Consider the following 16819-nt stretch of genomic DNA (forward strand, 5'->3'; position numbering starts at 1 on the left):
TCCCATGTGGACACACCTCCGTTCCTCTTATTATCCTTCCGTCCGTTAACGGGTGTCCACTTTTTATTCTAGCAACACAGGAAAGCTTATTTGGGAAAATTGGTGTGAAAATGGGCATTTATCGTGGGTTTTCAGCAAAATAAGGTTTCTGGGGATCGTTACATTTTTAGAGAACCCTATTTAGCCTAAATAAGCTCATCTGAGATCGTTAAAAAAATAAGGTGTGGGGAACAGGCTTGGAAATTACTCTCGAGCAATCAAAACCCAACCCAACCCAACCCAACCCAACCTATACTTTGCTCAGACTTGAGCCCAAAGCGGAGGTCGCGTTAATATACATTCAGCTCAGAAAGAGCATGGTTATGTTCAATATTGTTGAGCATTGCGAGATTAAAATACCAGCGAAGCAATTACGGAGGTAAAAGTAAAAACAGTAGCAAAGCTGATCATACAGAAGCTATAAATTTTCGAAGTGAATAGCGCTTTTCCAATCTGCTGGAATTAAAAATGAGTGGAGATGGGATTAATATACTCCATGCAGAGTGTTATCCTGAAAAAATATATTGAGCGGCTGGATGAAAAAAAAGCGCATCACCCTGATCAGAGGCGGCACGCTTTGCATTTTGACGAACATTATTCCATTTCTTCCTCATACCATTGTTCCAGTTGGGCTTGTAACGCCCGAATCTCGGTTAACAGGGAGATCAGCGGATAATTGCTTTCACGCAGAGCGGCGAAACGCTCTTCAAGAGCATTGATATAATCAAGGCCGCCGATAATGGACAAGTCTTCATTCAGTAGGTCAAGCTGATCACATTCGGCGATAGCCCAGGGCAAAACGGGTACATCTGCTGCAGTGAGTTTATCAATTTCCTTGTGCAGACGCAGATTAAGTGCACTGAGCTGGTAAGCATAGTCCGCAGGCATTTCAACAAACTGCAATTGCTGCCCCTGCTGCAGGATGACATAGCGCATTGTAGGCATAACGAGTATTAATCTCCCCTCATACATTCTACTTGACAGTGTAGCCTACGAAACGGTTAAAATTCAAGTATTGTGCCGGAAAAACAAACGCGCCGAGGGGGTGCAGAAGGGAACAACGATGGAAAACAAGGAACTGCAGCAATGGATTGAGCAGATTTCACTGGAGCACTTCGGGGTTCCGTTCACCCATGAGGCGATTTTCAACCGTCGTCTGACGACAACAGGCGGGCGTTACATGCTGAAGAGCCATCGAATTGAAATCAATCCGCATCAGCTGGAAGTGTACGGAAAAGACGAGGTAGAAAAAATTATTAAACACGAGCTGTGCCACTATCATCTGCACATCCGAGGACGGGGGTATCAGCATCGTGACCCTGAATTCAAGGCGCTTTTGCAGAAAGTTGGCGGCTCAAGGTTCTGTCAATCACTCCCTGGAGATAAGGGCAGAAAACCGCTGCCATATCGATACAAGCTGTTGTGCAAGAGCTGTGGCATGGAATATTTGCGTAAACGAAAAATAGACCCCAAGCGTTATCGCTGCGGTCGATGCTCGGGAAAATTGACACTTCAAAACATCTGATCTGGCACTTTTTAAATCGGTTGTAAAAATTAATGGAAGGCATGTTGACTTGAATTATTAATCATGATAAATTAATGTTATTCAAGTTAATTTTCCCTGATAGCTCAGTTGGTAGAGCACTCGACTGTTAATCGAGTTGTCACAGGTTCGAGTCCTGTTCGGGGAGCCATTTCTTGGAGAGATACCCAAGTGGCTATAAGGGGACCCTCTGCTAAGGGGTTAGACTGCGTAAGCGGTGCGAGGGTTCGAATCCCTCTCTCTCCGTTCTGAGAATACTTCAATGTCAGGGATGAGAACCCTAAAGGTTCGTCGGAGCATAGGCTTCGATAGCGATACATCGCAGTCTCGAACAAAGTGAGAGTATGCCACTCTCCGTTTCCAATAAAAGTTTAAACCTCTTCAAATGAATGAGTCAATCATTCATTTGAAGAGGTTTTTTGGTTTTTAACGTGTAATCCGTCTACAGGGAAATTTCCAACACCTCGTATAATCCTGACTTTCCAGCCTCGGTTACTTCAATAGAGCGGCTTCCTGGTTTTTGACGAATCCAATTCAGTTCAAGTAACCGGTGAAAGAGCTGTTCACCAAGCAAACCGGATAGGTGATGACGGCGTTCGCTCCAGTCCAGACACTTACGAGCGATGGCCCGGCGTGATTCTGGCTTTGATTGAAGCTTGATCCCAAATGAGCTTAACCACTGCGATCCTTTCTCCGTGATTAGAAAATCCTTACTTTGCGCCTCTTTGGGTTCAACCAGATAACCGCTCTTAAGCAAAGCTTCACAGAGTGAAGTCCCGAGTTTCCCGGCCAGATGATCGTAACAGGTGCGTGCATGACTTAACTGCTGCAGTTGACTGGATTGCTTTAAGGAGCGAATCTGTGCCGGTGGAGCGATGCTGGCCATTTTCTCAATCAGATCAGCGATTTCCTGGCTAGCAAGACGATAATACCGATGACGACCTTGCTGTTCTACTTGCAGTAATCCTCCGGCTACCAGTTTAGCGAGATGATTACTTGCTGTCTGTGGACTCACACCTGCCATATAGGCGAGTTCTCCTGCAGGCAACGCCCGTCCATCAAGCAAAGCGGAGAGGAATATAGAGCGACTTTTATCAGCAATAAGTGAGGCAACAACAGTGATATTCGGATATGCATTCATACTTCGATGATAGCTGAACTAATGCTGTATTACAATGGGTTTTGAATTCTAATTATCCGAACAGGAGAGGTGTAAGGTGAGGAACAAGATGCAACAGCGCAACACTACAAAACAAACTAGTGAATGGGATCAGACGGATCGGCATGAGACCATTAACCCAAGTATTTTATACTACGGAACACCCGTCATCATTCTGAGCACATTAAATAAAGACGGATCTACCAATCTTTCTCCACTATCGTCATCTTGGGCACTGGGAGACTGTCTTGTGCTGGGTGTTGGCACGCAGGGCAAAGGTTATGAAAACCTCTGTCGTCATCCCGAGTGTGTCATTAATCTGCCGGATGCCTCCATGTGGCAAAACGTTGAAGCGCTGGGGCGCACGACAGGAAGCTCCCCTGTGCCCGAAACTAAAAGACAGATGGGATATGCGTTTTGTCAGGATAAATTCACTGCAGCAGGATTGACATCTCAGCATTCGGTTCAGGTAGCGCCTGATAAAATAGCAGAATGTCCGCTTCAGATAGAAGCGGTTGTACAACATATACGCCTTCCGGAGCATACGTCGTTTATGGCGATTGTAGAAGTAAAAGCGGTGAAGGTACACGCCCATAATCGTATGATCTCGGAGATCAACAGGATTGATCCGGAGCAATGGCATCCATTGATTTATAATTTCCGTCATTATTACGGGCTGGGAGAGAGACAGGGAGAGAATTTTCGGGCAGAGAAATAACTGGAGAATGAGGGCGATTGAGAGCCAGAGAGAGAGGGCACTACTTAACATGTGGCTGAATAACAAACAAGCACAGGCTCGGTTAACGAGTCTGTGCTTGTTTCCACTATAACCACCTTTACTGGCCTTCGGAAACAATGGTTTCCACAGGAGCGATAGGCTTGCCTTCGAGTAAGCTATAGATGGCATGAGCGACGCCGTGCTCAACATTGGTGCGTGTGATCGCTTTAGCCATGGCACGAATCTCAGGTTCAGCGTTGCCCATCGCAATGCCGAGTCCTGCCATTTGCAGCATGGAAACATCATTGAAGTTATCGCCGATAGCGGCGGTGTCCTGCATAGAGATATTCAGGTGTTCTGCCAGCTTCGTAAGCGCATTGCCCTTGGACACATCCGGGTGCTGCATCTCGAAGTTATGCTCAAAGGATACAACCATGGCAACATCGGTTCTGGACGAGAAGTGCTCGCGTCCGGCTTTGACTTTTTCCGGATTCAAGGAAAAGGCCATAATGTTATAGATACATGCTTCTGCCGGAATTTCGAGATGGTTTTTCACACGGTGATAGTCTTTTTTGTTGTAATGTTTTTTGATGGAATGAATCATGCGCTCGATATCTTCGCCGGGTTTTGAACCTAAAACACGTTCCAATTCGGCAAGCATTGCTTCGTGAGTTCTGATGGCGGCGTAAATACCCATCTGAGTCGAAGCTTCATAATAAATGTGCTCATCTTCCAGCCATTGCATGACAGACGCGGCTGTGTCACGTTCCAGCGGAAGGTGGAATAAGCGTTCTCCGTTCTCGTCATGAATGGTTGCACCGTTGGAGCCGATAATCGGGGTTTTGATTCCGCCCTGGCGGCTGATCGCAACAACATCTGAATATACACGTCCTGTGGCGATGGTGACTTTCATGCCAGCCTGTTGTGCTTTCTGAACAGCCTCTGCGTTTTCACGGCTAATCTGGCTATCTCGATTCAGCAGCGTTCCATCCAGATCGGTAGCAAATAATTTCATATCTTTACAACTCCTTTTCTTGTGTAGGTTCGGGAATAAGTAAATCAACCTGTTGTTCTGTTAAAAAATCAATCCACTCCTGATTCGGCATTTGATCAGTAATTAATACGTCAACCAGAGTCCAGTCTGCAAAACGGTAGCCATAACGTCTGCCCATTTTGGAATGGTCGGCAAGCACAATGACCTTTTTGGCAGATTTCATCATTTGATGTTTAATCTTGCCCTCTTCTTCGGAAGCACTGAAGCCATCCAGTGTGAGACCGCCAATGCCGATAAAAACTTTATCCACATAGTAGTGGGAAAGGGTTTCGATCACAGGTGTTCCATATACATAACGCTGTTCCTTATCGAGTTTGCCGCCAAGCAGGCGGATTTGAACTGCCGTGTGATTGGATAACAGCTCGGCAGAGTGTAACGAGTTGGTAATCACGGTGCAGGATTTGCCGTTCAAATTCTCTGCACAGGCCTGCACAGTTGTAGAGGAATCCAGAATAATGGTTTCACCTGAACGAACAAGAGCAGCAGCGAGTTTTCCAATCGCTCTTTTTTCCTCGGAAACATACTTGAGTCTTTCCTGGTACGACCTGAATTCCTGTGGAGGAGAGGGGAGAATGGCACCGCCACGTGTGCGGATGATGGCTTCCTGTTCTTCAAGCTTAATCAGATCACGGCGCGCAGTATCTCGGGATACATCAAATAATGTTACGATCTCTTCAGCCGAGATACGATTGTGTTTGCGTAAATGCTCAATGATGAGCTGCATGCGTTCTTCCTGAAACAAACGTAAAGCCTCCTTGATTTAGGGATGACCGTGCGTTGTACTATAGTTAAATTATAAGTAATTATAATGGGATGTGCAATGTTGTAAGTGAAAATAAGTTTTTATAAGTTTTTTGACTGTTATTTTACAAACTCAGCGTGTAGGCATGACAAGTGTATGATTTTTTGATTTAAACGATTACGTTTATATTGAGCGTGAGAGAATGAAAGCGAGAGAATTAGGAAAGTAAGTCAGTTTGATGGGTGAAATTTTAGTGAATAAGTCGATTCGAGGGCTAAAATAATTGTAAAGTAAAAATAATTATTTCCCTTCCAAAAAAATATAAAAAAAGTCTTGCACTAATCTATTTTCCTGTGATATACTCATTCTTGTCGCCAAGAAAGACAACTTGTTCATAAGGCCCGTTGGTCAAGGGGTTAAGACACCTCCCTTTCACGGAGGTAACAGGGGTTCGAATCCCCTACGGGTCATAGTAATTGCTATATCAAGGGATGAGAATCCCAAGGGTTCGTCGGAGGATTACTTCGTTAGCAACTGCTTCGCAGTCTCGAACGGAGTGAGAGTATCCCCTACGGGTCATAGTAATTTATTACTACTCTTCTTCACCATTTAGAGATTCGCATTCTTGATTAGGATTTCTTTAAAGTTCACTGCTCTGTATCATTTAATGAAGCATGGCATAACATCAGGTGGAGTTACATCAAGAGCCATTAGCTCAGTTGGTAGAGCACCTGACTTTTAATCAGGGTGTCGAAGGTTCGAGTCCTTCATGGCTCACCATTTACAAAACAATTAAATATGCGGTCGTGGTGGAATGGCAGACACGCTATCTTGAGGGGGTAGTGGGTGTATACCCGTGGAGGTTCGAGTCCTCTCGACCGCATCACAGCAACAAATTGAAATGGACTTTCATGATTATTCATGAGGGTCCATTTTTCTTTTTATACTTCTCCACTGCTTCTTATTTGTAGTAGGTGTGTAACTAAAACTGCTCTTCCAACGTTACTCTTATATAACGGTTATGAACTGGAGGGGTGGGCATGACACGTTTAAGGTGTATAAATTGGTCAGGTTATGTACTGGTGTTGATGTTAATGTTTATATTTACAGCTGGGTGTGGAGACGTTACCAATGACAGCTTGGATAATTATCGGAATCAAGGGGTGTCCGATGTGTCGAGGGAGGCGGATCTTGAAGCTGTCGTCACAGAAAAAGGGGAAAAAACAATAACGGTTGTTGGCATGGGGGCAGTTTCTCAAACTTATATACTTACGACGAATGGGGTTGCCTATACTGCGGAGGTTGGTGATCGGGTACGTATATGGACAACAGGACGATACCAGGAGAGTCATCCGGTTCAAGCAACTGCGATCAAGATCGAGCAAGTTGAATGAAAGTGTTGGGATCATGTGATCGTGTTACGTTGGTGAAAAACATAAATAGACTAGATCTCAGGAAGAGAATTACGATGAGCTCCCGAGTTCCACGTATGGTGTTAGTAACTTGAACGGGTTCTAGGACGTGTCTTGAAACCTACTGAAGTGCATCTTTTACCGCCTTTTCGCCCCCTGCTGCGTCACTTTCCCTTGACGTGCCCCGGCACGTCTGCGGAAAACTTCCTGGCTTGAAACGAAAATTCAGCAAAATCTGCCGCCTTCAGAGTTTTCAGACACGCCCTAGATATTAAAGGCTGAGCCTTCATAAATATTGTGCTATAATTCTATCATGTGACTATGCGTTGATTATTACGGTTGGAAGGCGGTCCTTGCATGCAGTCGATCTATGAGCGAATTGAACACCTGATTGCCGAACGAGGCATGACGAAGAAGGCTTTCTGTCAACAGCTGAAGATTAGCACAGGCAATCTGGGTGACTGGAAGCGTGGCAAATCCATCCCGAGCACGAATAAATTGATTGAAATTGCTTCGTTTTTCGATGTGAGCCTGGACTGGCTTATGATAGGACGATTATCGAAAGAAGCCATTGTGCGGGAAAAGCGGGAGGATTATTTTTTTAACGTGTTGCGGCAATTGGATTGCCAGGAGAGTGAATTGTCGACTGCGGAGCAGTCTTTTATCAGTGAATATATTGAGTTTACCCGCTATCGCAAATTCAAGGAAAGTAAAGAAGGTCGCGGTTATCTCTACCAGGCTGAACAGGATGATGACACGGCGTCGGACCAAAAAGAAAAGTGAAGCTTGGGGTAGTACTGCTGCTGGCGAGGCAGGAACGAATTTGTGGTGATGTGTGTTTAAGGATTGTACATAAAAAGCTCTATCCGCAGCACGTTTCTCCGAAGACAATGCGGAGCTTTTTTTGGTTAAGCTTGGACTGATCGTGGAAATGGAGTACGAAGTGGTCGAGATGTAATCATTGATATTTGGAAAAATGAAGATGCTTCAAAAGTTTTATCTGGCTAATGTTGTGCTATAATTCTATCATATGATATGGGTTGATTATTATGGTTGGAAGGCGGTTCTTGCATGCAGTCGATCTATGAGCGAATTGAACACCTGATTGCCGAACGAGGCATGACGAAGAAGGCTTTCTGTCAACAGCTGAAGATTAGCACAGGCAATCTGGGTGACTGGAAGCGTGGCAAATCCATCCCGAGCACGAATAAATTGATTGAAATTGCTTCGTTTTTCGATGTGAGCCTGGACTGGCTTATGATAGGACGATTATCGAAAGAAGCCATTGTGCGGGAAAAGCGGGAGGATTATTTTTTTAACGTGTTGCGGCAATTGGATTGCCAGGAGAGTGAATTATCGGCTGTGGAACAGTCTTTTATCAGTGAATATATTGAGTTTACCCGTTATCGCAAATTCAAGGAAAGCAAAGAAGGCGACGGTTATCGTTACCAACCGGAACAGGATGATGACAAGGGGCCGGAGCGGGACGAAAAGTAGGTGATTCCTTTATCGTTTTGTGCAGCAAGGCGGAGAAATGGTGCAGTACACTTTGTAGTACCTGGTTGGGAATACAGTATCTGGCAGTGCGAAAAGCGCTATTACAGGTGAAATTTGAATATTTAATGAGCATGCGGATGAAAGCCTCGTCTGTTCCGAACATCTTCGGACACAGTACGGAGGTTTTTTTTTGTTGTTGGAGTGGTGCTGTGCAAGACTGGAACATTCTGATGCTGAACACTACGGCAGCCCAAAATGCTGAATTGAGATCGAATCACTTCTTTGTGTTAAATATAATTACATGAAGTTATCCTAATGTCAATTGATTCAAGATTTTATTAGCAGAATGCATGAAAATCTTATGCGTAAAATAAAATTATGTAAGATATATTGACATTAAAAGTTCTGGACTCCATAATTTGGTTCAACGAACGTTTGAGTTATGTTCTGCCTTAATGTTCGTAAGTAGACTAAAAAAAGGGAGTGCAGACTATTGAAAAAGAGGTCGTTCCGATTATGGGGTATTCTGCTTGGTGTAATTCTGGTGGTAACAGGGTGTGTGGAAGGGAGCGCTCCCCCTGAGGTCTCTGGTTCTGAAGGAGCCGGGAATGCAGCTGCAACCGGTGACACGATCAAAGTTGGCATTCTTCATTCCTTGAGTGGGACGATGGCTATTAGTGAAGTTTCGGTCAAAGATGCAGAGATGCTTGCCATTGAAGAGATTAACGCAGCAGGCGGTGTTCTGGGCAAACAGATTGAGCCGGTCATTGAGGACGGTGCATCAGATTGGCCTACTTTTGCAGAGAAGGCGGGAAAGCTGCTGCAGCAGGATAAGGTAGCGGCTGTATTCGGGGGATGGACTTCTGCCAGCAGAAAAGCGATGCTTCCGGTGTTTGAACAAAACAATGGTCTGTTATTTTATCCCGTGCAATATGAAGGTCTGGAATCCTCCCCTAACATTTTCTATACGGGTGCAACAACCAATCAGCAGATTGTTCCGTCGGTAACCTGGCTGCTGGAGAACCGGGGCAAGACCTTTTATTTGCTGGGTTCGGATTATGTTTTTCCACGGACAGCCAATCAGGTGATCAAGGCGCAGCTTGCAGCAGAGGGCGGCGAAGTTGTAGGAGAGGAATACACACCGCTCGGACATACCGACTACAGCACAATCATCAGTAAAATCAAAGCGGCGAAACCGGATATCGTCTACAACACGTTAAACGGAGATAGTAATGTCGCTTTCTTCAAACAGCTGAAGGATGCGGGAATCACTCCAGATCAGATCACGACGTTGTCCGTAAGTGTGGCTGAAGAGGAAATTCGTGGAATCGGTGCAGATGTGCTCAAGGGGCATCTTGCTTCGTGGAATTATTACCAGACAACAGAAACTCCTGAGAATAAAGACTTTGTGGCGAAATACAAAGAGAAATACGGTTCGGACCGAGTTACGGCAGACCCGATTGAGGCAGGTTATGTGGCTGTTTATCTGTGGAAGGCAGCGGTGGAGAAGGCTGGATCAAGAGATGTTGAAAAAGTGAAGGAGGCTGCCAAAGGTCTGGAACTGGATGCGCCTGAGGGCAAAGTCACTGTAGACGGAGAGAACCAGCATATTTACAAGACGGTGCGAATTGGTGAAGTGCAGGAAGATGGTCAATTCAAGGAATTGTGGAATTCGGGCTCTCCTGTGAAGCCTGACCCTTATCTGAAAACATACGAGTGGGGAACTGCTTTAAGCAATAAATAGTGGTGGCGGCAGTATGCGAATACTTGGTTGATTGACAGAAAGAGAGGTGGAGGTGAAACAACACACCCTTGATCATTATTACGGTAAAGCGTTGTTGTGATAAATAAATGTAAAGGAGGGCCTGCAATGGAGATGTTTGTTTTACAGCTATTCAACGGACTGAGCATTAGCTCGATTCTGCTGTTGATTGCCTTGGGACTCGCAGTCACATTTGGACTGATGAATGTCATCAATATGGCACATGGCGAATTGATCATGATTGGCGCATATGCGACCTATGTGACGCAAAACTTGTTTATGTCTTATGCGCCGGCGTCCTGGTTCGGCATGTACTTTGTTGCAGCGCTGCCCATTGCGTTCGCGGCGGCTGCTCTGATCGGGTGGTTGCTCGAAGTGATTCTGATCAGGCATCTGTACGGCAGACCGCTGGATAGTTTGCTCGCCACCTGGGGTGTGGGCATGATGCTGCAGCAACTGGCACGCTCGATATTTGGTGCTCCGAATGTCGGTGTGTCCAGCCCTGCCTGGCTGAACGGCGGGTGGATGATCTCGGAAGGTATTGTTTTCCCGTATAAACGAATGTTTATCCTTGGGCTTGTGGCTCTAGTCTTGCTGTGCATGTACCTCTACATTTATCGCACGGCTTCAGGCAGGCGGATGAGAGCGGTGATGCAGAATCGGAATATGGCCGGCTGTCTGGGCATTTCCACACGACGGGTCGATGGCATGACTTTTGCAATCGGTTCAGGGATTGCCGGTATTGCAGGCTGTGCTTTAACGCTGGTTGGCCCGATTGGCCCTTCTCTTGGCACGTATTATATTGTGGATGCCTTCATGGTCGTTGTGCTCGGGGGTGTAGGGAAATTAATCGGAACAGTGTGTGGTGCGCTTGGCATCGGCATGTTCAACACATTGTTCGAAACGTATACCTCGGCCTCCATTGGCAAGGTGCTCGTGTTTGTATGCATCGTTGCATTTTTGCAATGGAAGCCTCGGGGTCTGGTTGCGATTCGCACGCGAAGCCTGGATTAACAGGGAGAAGGAGAGGAGGATTGAAGCATGCCGGCATTACTTAAAACAGGGAGTTTGAAAACAAGGATCGTCTGGGCGGTTGTGCTTATTCTGATGTGCCTTGCGCCGCTGGTTTCGACGGAATTTCGCCTAAGCTTGTTAGCCAAGTTTTTGGCGTTGGCCATTCTGGCGATTGGACTGGATCTGATCTGGGGATACGGGGGTGTGCTCAGTCTTGGGCATGGGGTGTTTTTTGGTCTTGGCGGCTATGCCATGGCGATGTATCTGAAGCTTCAGGCCAGTGGCGCAGCTATCCCGGATTTTATGGGCTGGAGTGGTCTCAGCGGATTGCCATGGTTCTGGGAGCCTTTTCGCTTCTTCCCGGCTGCACTATTTCTTGGCATAGCCATTCCTGCGCTTCTGGCCTTTGTGCTGGGGTGGTTCACGTTTCGCAATCGGATTACCGGGGTCTATTTTACAATTCTGACCCAGGCTCTCGTGCTTATTGCGGTAACGTTATTTGTTGGCAAACAGGAGTGGACGGGTGGGACAAATGGCATAACGGGTTATCAAGCGATCTTTGGGTTTACGCTGCATTCAGCAGGCACTACGATTGTGCTGTACTATATAACGCTTGCCATTCTGGTGCTCGCTTATCTGCTCTGCCGCCGCATGGTGAACAGCCGTTTTGGGCAGGTGCTTGAAGCTGCGCGTGATGGGGAGAATCGGGTTCGGTTTTTGGGGTATGACCCGGCAGGTTACAAAACGCTGGCATTTGCTTTGTCGGGCGCCCTTGCGGGTATGGCGGGCATGCTGTTTGTGCTGCAGGTAGGCATTATCTCGCCATCCATTATGGGCATTGTTCCCTCCATTGAGATGGTGCTGTGGGTTGCCTTGGGAGGACGCGGGACGCTGATCGGGGCTGTCATCGGGGCTGTCATGTTAAATACAGCTAAAACGGGAATAAGCGAGGCTTATCCGGAAGGGTGGCTGTTTGTGGTTGGTGGACTCTTCGTCACGGTTGTTCTGTTCATGCCGAACGGAATTGTAGGTGTGTACCGAAATATCGCCCGAATATTACAACGGAGAGGGGAGAGTTCACATGTCCAGGCTGCTTCAGAAAAACGAAAAGTCTTCGGAGCTTCAGGTGATACTGGCCGCTGAGAACATAACGGTGGCCTTTGGAGGTTTTGTTGCAGTCAAAGGCATGAATCTGAAGCTCCTTAATCGTGATTTGCACTTTTTGATCGGTCCGAATGGTGCGGGGAAAACCACAATGCTGGATGTGATCTGCGGCAAAACAAAACCGATATCCGGGTCGGTAAAGCTGATGGACGGTACGGAGTTGACAAAGCTCAAAGAGCATCAGATTGTTCGCAAAGGAATAGGGCGCAAATTCCAGGCACCTTCCATCTTTGCCAGTCTGACGGTGGAAGAGAATTTGGCACTCGCGGCGGAGACCCGCCGTCTTCCCTTTCAAGCCATCGGAATTCACAGACACGGCGCAAGAGGAGAAGCGATGGAACGTGTTATGCTTCAGACGGGACTGCAAGACCGGATCGGCGAGCGTGCCGGTGCGTTGTCGCACGGGGAGAAGCAGTGGCTGGAGATCGGTATGCTGCTGCTGCAAGAGCCGCAGGTGCTGCTGCTTGACGAACCTGCCGCAGGCATGACGGATGAAGAAACATACCAAACAGGGCGTCTTTTGCAAGAGATCGCGGCTGAACGCTCGGTAGTTGTTGTAGAGCATGATATGGAGTTTGTACGGGAATTTGCTGCCAAGGTGACGGTAATGCATGAAGGGAGGCTGCTTAAGGAAGGCACGATGGCTGAAGTTCAGGCAGATCCAAGAGTAGCGGAAGTGTACTTGGGGACAAGGGGGCAGGCAGATGTTGAGACTGCAGAACGTTGAGTCTGGGTACGGGGAGAGTCGTGTGCTTCGCGGTGTGAATCTGGAAGTGCTGCCCGGGCAAGTGACATGTTTGATGGGTAGAAATGGCGTGGGAAAAACGACATTGATGAAAACCTTGATGGGATTACTTCGAACACGAGAGGGAAGCGTTCAATGGAATGGCAGGGAACTGGCTTCACTGGAACCGGCTAAACGGGCAAAAGCGGGAATAGGTTATGTGCCGCAAGGGAGGGAAATATTCCCGCAGCTTACAGTGAAGGAGAACCTTTTGCTCGGACTGGAAATGAGTATCTCTGGTGTGAGAACGTTCCCTGAGGATGTGCTTGAGATGTTCCCCGTGCTTGCTTCCATGTATGGGCGCCAGGGGGGTGACTTGAGCGGCGGGCAGCAGCAACAGCTTGCATTTGCGCGAGCGCTGGCCTCCCGCCCTGGCTTGCTGCTGCTGGATGAGCCGACGGAAGGCATTCAGCCTTCGATCGTTGAGGACATCAGGCGAGTGATCCTTAAGCTGAAAGCGCAGGGGACGATTTCGATTCTGCTGGTGGAGCAAAGCATTGATTTTGTGCGTAGTGCCGCCGACTACATTTATGTGATGGACAAAGGCGTTATGACGCTGCAGGGGACGCCGCAGGAGCTGGATATGTCGCAGTTTGAATATCATTTGTCTGTATAATGCGATCCGGTTATCTGATGTCATTGTTGCGAGAAGATTCAGTGTGTGCTTGAATTGGCACAAACATGATAGGGCTGCGGTGCATACTTCAATGACGCTTATCCAAAATGTTGGAATACTTCGGGTACAGCCGACGAATGCATTCAGGGCAGATATCGTGGGTGAACTCGGCAGAGGTATGTTTCTCCAGATAACGTTCCACGGAGCTCCATTCGTCGGATTCGTCCTTGATGTGTTTGCAGACGGCACAAATGGGCAGCAGGCCGTGCAATGTGCGTGCTTCAGTCAGGGCTTGTCTTAACTGCTGCTCGGTCCTTTTCTGTTCGGTGATATCTGTATGAGCAATTAAAGCAAGATTATCGCCGAATAAGGGGCCGTCATGCAATGGGGTTAGCTCTACACGAAACCATTTTTCTTCGTTGTACGGAGTGGTCACAGAGATGTCGTATGTATGAGCATGCTTGAAAGGCACAACGTTATGTCTTAGATGCTGCGCAAACTTGGCTGGTGGGACACCTCTTTGTGCTGTCCACGCTTCCATCAGGTGAAGATAGTGGTTATGACGGCTGCTGCCTGAGTGTGAAAAGGGTTTATAGAATCCACGCTTCCAGGCTCGGTTGCAGCTTCGGATGATCCAATGTTGATCAATGATGATTAGCTGATGATTGGTGGACTGGAACGACAGGCTTTCGAGGTCCGATGTCATGTGTCTCATGAGTGAAGTCCTCCTTGGATAAAAGATGTTATCGCAGTTCCTCTGGTATGTCCAAAATATCAGCGACCTGATGCCTGAATCTCGTAGCTTTACGTGTGCCGTGAATAAGATTGGACAGGCGGTAGGGTGGGATGCCGTGCTGTTCGCAAAAGGTTTTTTGGTCAATCTGCAGTTCCGTTAGTCGCCGTTTGATAGCCCAACCGAACGGAGTGACGGGTTTCTTCTTGTTCAAAAGGGTTCACCCCTGAGTGGAATTATAGTATTCAGCAGGCGTTTCTTCGTGTAAACTGAATAGAAATGCGAGCTGTAATCTCCATTATATACGCAAATCCGTCATCTAACAATTAAAAAATACGGAAATAAGTGTATTTTTTGAATTAAAATGACGTATATACGCCATTTGTGGGCCTCCAAGGCTATATGTAGCAAGCTTTCATAAACGAAAAAACACGCCAGCAAGGGGGTTGCGGCGTGTTTTTGAATGGAATCAAGAAAGGGCTGGTGGGGAGGGGCTCAAGCTCTGTAAGCGTGAAGCCCGGCTCCGAGCATATGGAAGCTGGGGAATAACGTCTTCATAGACAGCGATGCAGGGTGCATGTGTCCATCTGGAGAAGAAGCACTCACGGTCTTCCATTCGTGCTCAAGGTCTGTGGTCAGGCGACCGGGCAGCTCCTTGGTGACATTCTCACTTAGAGGAATAGCTTTGGAGGCTTCGGATATACAGGCATACATGGCTGAATGCAGATAACCGAGGACCGCCTCTTCGACGGGGATGTCGAGGTGGTGGTTAATCCAGGCGTGAACGGTGGGGAGACAGCCGACGGAGCTGTATTTGGTGAAAATCTGTTCAAGCGGTTTGAAGTCGATCCAGGGATGCAGGGCGTGAGATAGCTTGATTAAACGTTTGCCGATGGTAGCTGCCTGTTCTCTAAGCTCGGCAGGTGTTCGCTGCACGTGAACAAGCTTGTCGATCAGGGCGATGCGCCAAGTGTCTTTGTGATCGATTGCGGTATATATGCCTTTGATGGCCATACCTTCAAGACGAACCAGACTGGGATGCAGCTGGCAGCGCATGAACGATTCAAGATCCTCGGCTGTACGGATGGTTCCTTCCTTGATATGTGTATCCATGCCGAAGAAATGGGAGAACCCTCCAACCTGAACAGAAGGATCAAGCAGCTTCACGTAATCTAGCAGCTTATTGCCACGGTTCACGATCTTTCGCCTCCAGTGCTTGTTTGTGTTATTTTATCTTACATAAAATACTCTTTTCTAAATCTTATGTGCTTAAATCCGAATTATATGATATATATATTCACATAATTATCCGTGTTTTGTCAATGGTTTGTATTGAAAAAAGCTTAAATTTCCTTCTTTATTATTATATATGTTATATAATATGACAATAAATTTGTTCTCCTTTAGAAATAATATTTGAAAATACGATGCTGCAAGAAATTCATTCTGGTTCCACTGCGGCCTTGGCATTTTTTCGGAATCAGATTCAGGATATGCGCACATTTGGGGAAATATGACTGATTTTTGGCGTGTTTAAATAAATGCTTTACATTTAGATAACATTCCGGTATAATCAATTCTGTTGCCGATAATTTACGACATGCGGTCGTGGTGGAATGGCAGACACGCTATCTTGAGGGGGTAGTGGGCGTACGCCCGTGGAGGTTCGAGTCCTCTCGACCGCATCATATGAAGTGTTATTGAAGGAAGCTTCCCTGTACGGGAGGCTTCTTTTTTTGTCTTTTGATCCTGCATAAATAACAGCTGAAAGGCGACAACGGGCGGAGATAAGTTTCATTAGCTGCGTAAAAAAGCCACCCTGTAAACCGAGCAGAACCGAGGCTCTGTGGTTTGGGGCAGCTTTTTTCAAAGTGTAGAAACGGGTGTTATTTATTTCAATAATTTCTGAATATCCTCTACAATTTTATCAGGTGTAGTCTGGGGAGCATAACGCTTCACAACGTTCCCTTCCTGATCGACAAGGAATTTGGTGAAGTTCCATTTGATGGCCTTGGAGCCGAGCAGACCTGGTGCTTCCTTAGTAATATGCTGGAATAGCGGGTGAGCACTGGCACCGTTAACGTCAATCTTCTCAAACATAGGGAAGCTTACGCCATAGTTCATCTGACAGAACTCAGCGATGTCATCAGAGGAACCCTTCTCCTGGGCAAACTGGTTGCTGGGAAATCCAAGGACCTCGAAAGGAGCATCCTGAAATTGATCCTGCAGCTCCTGCAGGCCCTTGAATTGAGGAGTTAGGCCGCACTGGCTTGCGGTATTTACAATTAACAACACTTTGCCGCGATATTGGGACATTTCAATCTCTTGTCCGCGAAGGGTGTTTACTTTGTAATCATAGACTGACATGGGGATCGCCTCCATCATATTATGTTGATAAGTTTATTATATTTTATACAATTAAATAATGCAAAATCAATTTACGGAGGACACTATTATCCTTATCGGCTCACCTTATTCATAGAAGGAATGCAATTCGCTTGATCAATTTTTTGTGCGGGCGAGAATTAGACAGCTTGGAAGAGTTGGATAGCGTATAAGCTCATTGTAAGCGTTATTATTGA

Annotated in this window: 18 protein-coding genes and 6 tRNA genes; 16 read left to right on the plus strand and 8 right to left on the minus strand. The window is 46.7% G+C overall.

Annotated features, from left to right (window positions below):
* Nucleotides 1–633 precede the first annotated feature (633 nt).
* Nucleotides 634–984, minus strand: a complete 351-nt coding sequence (locus tag ACQSGY_RS25590) for a hydrolase/acyltransferase (RefSeq protein ID WP_111270472.1) — start codon at nucleotides 982–984, stop codon at nucleotides 634–636.
* Between the two features lie 118 nt (nucleotides 985–1102).
* Between ACQSGY_RS25590 and ACQSGY_RS25595 the strand changes: the two genes are divergently transcribed.
* From ACQSGY_RS25595 to ACQSGY_RS25605, 3 genes are all read left to right on the plus strand, one after another.
* On the plus strand, nucleotides 1103–1564 hold the full coding sequence (locus ACQSGY_RS25595) for a SprT family protein (RefSeq protein ID WP_188592705.1): 462 nt from the start codon (nucleotides 1103–1105) through the stop codon (nucleotides 1562–1564).
* A 93-nt stretch (nucleotides 1565–1657) separates the two neighbouring features.
* Nucleotides 1658–1733, plus strand: a tRNA-Asn gene (locus ACQSGY_RS25600).
* A gap of 6 nt (nucleotides 1734–1739) precedes the next feature.
* Nucleotides 1740–1828 (plus strand) — tRNA-Ser (locus tag ACQSGY_RS25605).
* A 196-nt stretch (nucleotides 1829–2024) separates the two neighbouring features.
* Here the strand turns inward: ACQSGY_RS25605 and ACQSGY_RS25610 are convergent.
* Nucleotides 2025–2723, minus strand: coding sequence for an ArsR/SmtB family transcription factor (locus tag ACQSGY_RS25610; RefSeq protein WP_427181479.1), 699 nt, complete (start codon nucleotides 2721–2723; stop codon nucleotides 2025–2027).
* Between the two features lie 88 nt (nucleotides 2724–2811).
* Here ACQSGY_RS25610 and ACQSGY_RS25615 point away from each other — a divergent pair, with 88 nt between their 5' ends.
* A complete protein-coding gene (locus ACQSGY_RS25615) occupies nucleotides 2812–3459 on the plus strand; it encodes a flavin reductase family protein (protein WP_427181529.1) in 648 nt (215 codons plus the stop codon).
* 118 nt (nucleotides 3460–3577) lie between these two features.
* Here ACQSGY_RS25615 and ACQSGY_RS25620 read toward each other — a convergent pair whose 3' ends face one another.
* Both ACQSGY_RS25620 and ACQSGY_RS25625 read right to left on the minus strand, forming a co-directional pair.
* On the minus strand, nucleotides 3578–4474 hold the full coding sequence (locus tag ACQSGY_RS25620; protein ID WP_427181480.1) for a Cof-type HAD-IIB family hydrolase: 897 nt from the start codon (nucleotides 4472–4474) through the stop codon (nucleotides 3578–3580).
* Between the two features lie 4 nt (nucleotides 4475–4478).
* On the minus strand, nucleotides 4479–5255 hold the full coding sequence (locus ACQSGY_RS25625; protein ID WP_184190936.1) for a DeoR/GlpR family DNA-binding transcription regulator: 777 nt from the start codon (nucleotides 5253–5255) through the stop codon (nucleotides 4479–4481).
* Between the two features lie 398 nt (nucleotides 5256–5653).
* On the opposite strand from ACQSGY_RS25625, the gene ACQSGY_RS25630 reads away from it, so the two are divergent.
* The 11 genes from ACQSGY_RS25630 to urtE all read left to right on the plus strand — a co-directional run bounded on the left by ACQSGY_RS25630 (nucleotide 5654) and on the right by urtE (nucleotide 13504).
* Nucleotides 5654–5725: transfer RNA gene (locus tag ACQSGY_RS25630), tRNA-Glu, on the plus strand.
* Nucleotides 5726–5959: 234 nt separating this feature from the next.
* Nucleotides 5960–6035, plus strand: a tRNA-Lys gene (locus ACQSGY_RS25635).
* Between the two features lie 20 nt (nucleotides 6036–6055).
* Nucleotides 6056–6138 (plus strand) — tRNA-Leu (locus tag ACQSGY_RS25640).
* Between the two features lie 157 nt (nucleotides 6139–6295).
* Nucleotides 6296–6649: a DUF3221 domain-containing protein gene (locus ACQSGY_RS25645; RefSeq protein WP_427181481.1), complete on the plus strand. Its 354-nt coding sequence runs from the start codon at nucleotides 6296–6298 to the stop codon at nucleotides 6647–6649.
* Between the two features lie 375 nt (nucleotides 6650–7024).
* Nucleotides 7025–7450: a helix-turn-helix domain-containing protein gene (locus ACQSGY_RS25650; protein WP_427181482.1), complete on the plus strand. Its 426-nt coding sequence runs from the start codon at nucleotides 7025–7027 to the stop codon at nucleotides 7448–7450.
* Nucleotides 7451–7738: 288 nt separating this feature from the next.
* Complete coding sequence (locus tag ACQSGY_RS25655) at nucleotides 7739–8164, plus strand: helix-turn-helix domain-containing protein (RefSeq protein WP_216516309.1); 426 nt, start codon at nucleotides 7739–7741, stop codon at nucleotides 8162–8164.
* 493 nt (nucleotides 8165–8657) lie between these two features.
* Complete coding sequence (urtA, locus tag ACQSGY_RS25660) at nucleotides 8658–9908, plus strand: urea ABC transporter substrate-binding protein (protein WP_427181483.1); 1251 nt, start codon at nucleotides 8658–8660, stop codon at nucleotides 9906–9908.
* A 126-nt stretch (nucleotides 9909–10034) separates the two neighbouring features.
* Complete coding sequence (gene urtB, locus ACQSGY_RS25665; RefSeq protein WP_427181484.1) at nucleotides 10035–10940, plus strand: urea ABC transporter permease subunit UrtB; 906 nt, start codon at nucleotides 10035–10037, stop codon at nucleotides 10938–10940.
* A 27-nt stretch (nucleotides 10941–10967) separates the two neighbouring features.
* On the plus strand, nucleotides 10968–12083 hold the full coding sequence (urtC, locus tag ACQSGY_RS25670) for an urea ABC transporter permease subunit UrtC (protein WP_427181485.1): 1116 nt from the start codon (nucleotides 10968–10970) through the stop codon (nucleotides 12081–12083).
* Nucleotides 12022–12831 carry an urea ABC transporter ATP-binding protein UrtD gene (gene urtD / locus ACQSGY_RS25675; protein ID WP_427181486.1) on the plus strand — a complete coding sequence of 270 codons (810 nt, stop codon included), beginning with the start codon at nucleotides 12022–12024 and terminating at the stop codon, nucleotides 12829–12831. The genes urtC and urtD overlap by 62 nt, the downstream gene beginning before the upstream one ends.
* Nucleotides 12809–13504 (plus strand): urea ABC transporter ATP-binding subunit UrtE, encoded by a 696-nt coding sequence (urtE, locus tag ACQSGY_RS25680; protein ID WP_427181487.1) that lies wholly within the window; start codon nucleotides 12809–12811, stop codon nucleotides 13502–13504. Before urtD ends, urtE begins: the two co-directional genes overlap by 23 nt.
* A gap of 88 nt (nucleotides 13505–13592) precedes the next feature.
* Here the strand turns inward: urtE and ACQSGY_RS25685 are convergent, their stop codons facing one another.
* The 3 genes from ACQSGY_RS25685 to ACQSGY_RS25695 all read right to left on the minus strand — a co-directional run bounded on the left by ACQSGY_RS25685 (nucleotide 13593) and on the right by ACQSGY_RS25695 (nucleotide 15434).
* Nucleotides 13593–14219, minus strand: a complete 627-nt coding sequence (locus ACQSGY_RS25685; protein ID WP_145403392.1) for a hypothetical protein — start codon at nucleotides 14217–14219, stop codon at nucleotides 13593–13595.
* 28 nt (nucleotides 14220–14247) lie between these two features.
* The gene (locus tag ACQSGY_RS25690) at nucleotides 14248–14451 is read right to left on the minus strand and encodes an XRE family transcriptional regulator (RefSeq protein WP_111270484.1); all 204 of its coding nucleotides are present in this window, start codon (nucleotides 14449–14451) and stop codon (nucleotides 14248–14250) included.
* A gap of 281 nt (nucleotides 14452–14732) precedes the next feature.
* On the minus strand, nucleotides 14733–15434 hold the full coding sequence (locus ACQSGY_RS25695) for an urease accessory protein UreF (RefSeq protein ID WP_216516323.1): 702 nt from the start codon (nucleotides 15432–15434) through the stop codon (nucleotides 14733–14735).
* 405 nt (nucleotides 15435–15839) lie between these two features.
* Between ACQSGY_RS25695 and ACQSGY_RS25700 the strand changes: the two genes are divergently transcribed.
* Nucleotides 15840–15922, plus strand: a tRNA-Leu gene (locus ACQSGY_RS25700).
* Between the two features lie 205 nt (nucleotides 15923–16127).
* Here the strand turns inward: ACQSGY_RS25700 and ACQSGY_RS25705 are convergent.
* A complete protein-coding gene (locus ACQSGY_RS25705) occupies nucleotides 16128–16604 on the minus strand; it encodes a glutathione peroxidase (protein ID WP_111270486.1) in 477 nt (158 codons plus the stop codon).
* Nucleotides 16605–16819 lie beyond the last annotated feature (215 nt).

The organism is Paenibacillus sp. TC-CSREp1 (assembly GCF_050171015.1).
Taxonomy (GTDB): Bacteria; Bacillota; Bacilli; order Paenibacillales; family Paenibacillaceae; genus Paenibacillus; species Paenibacillus silvae.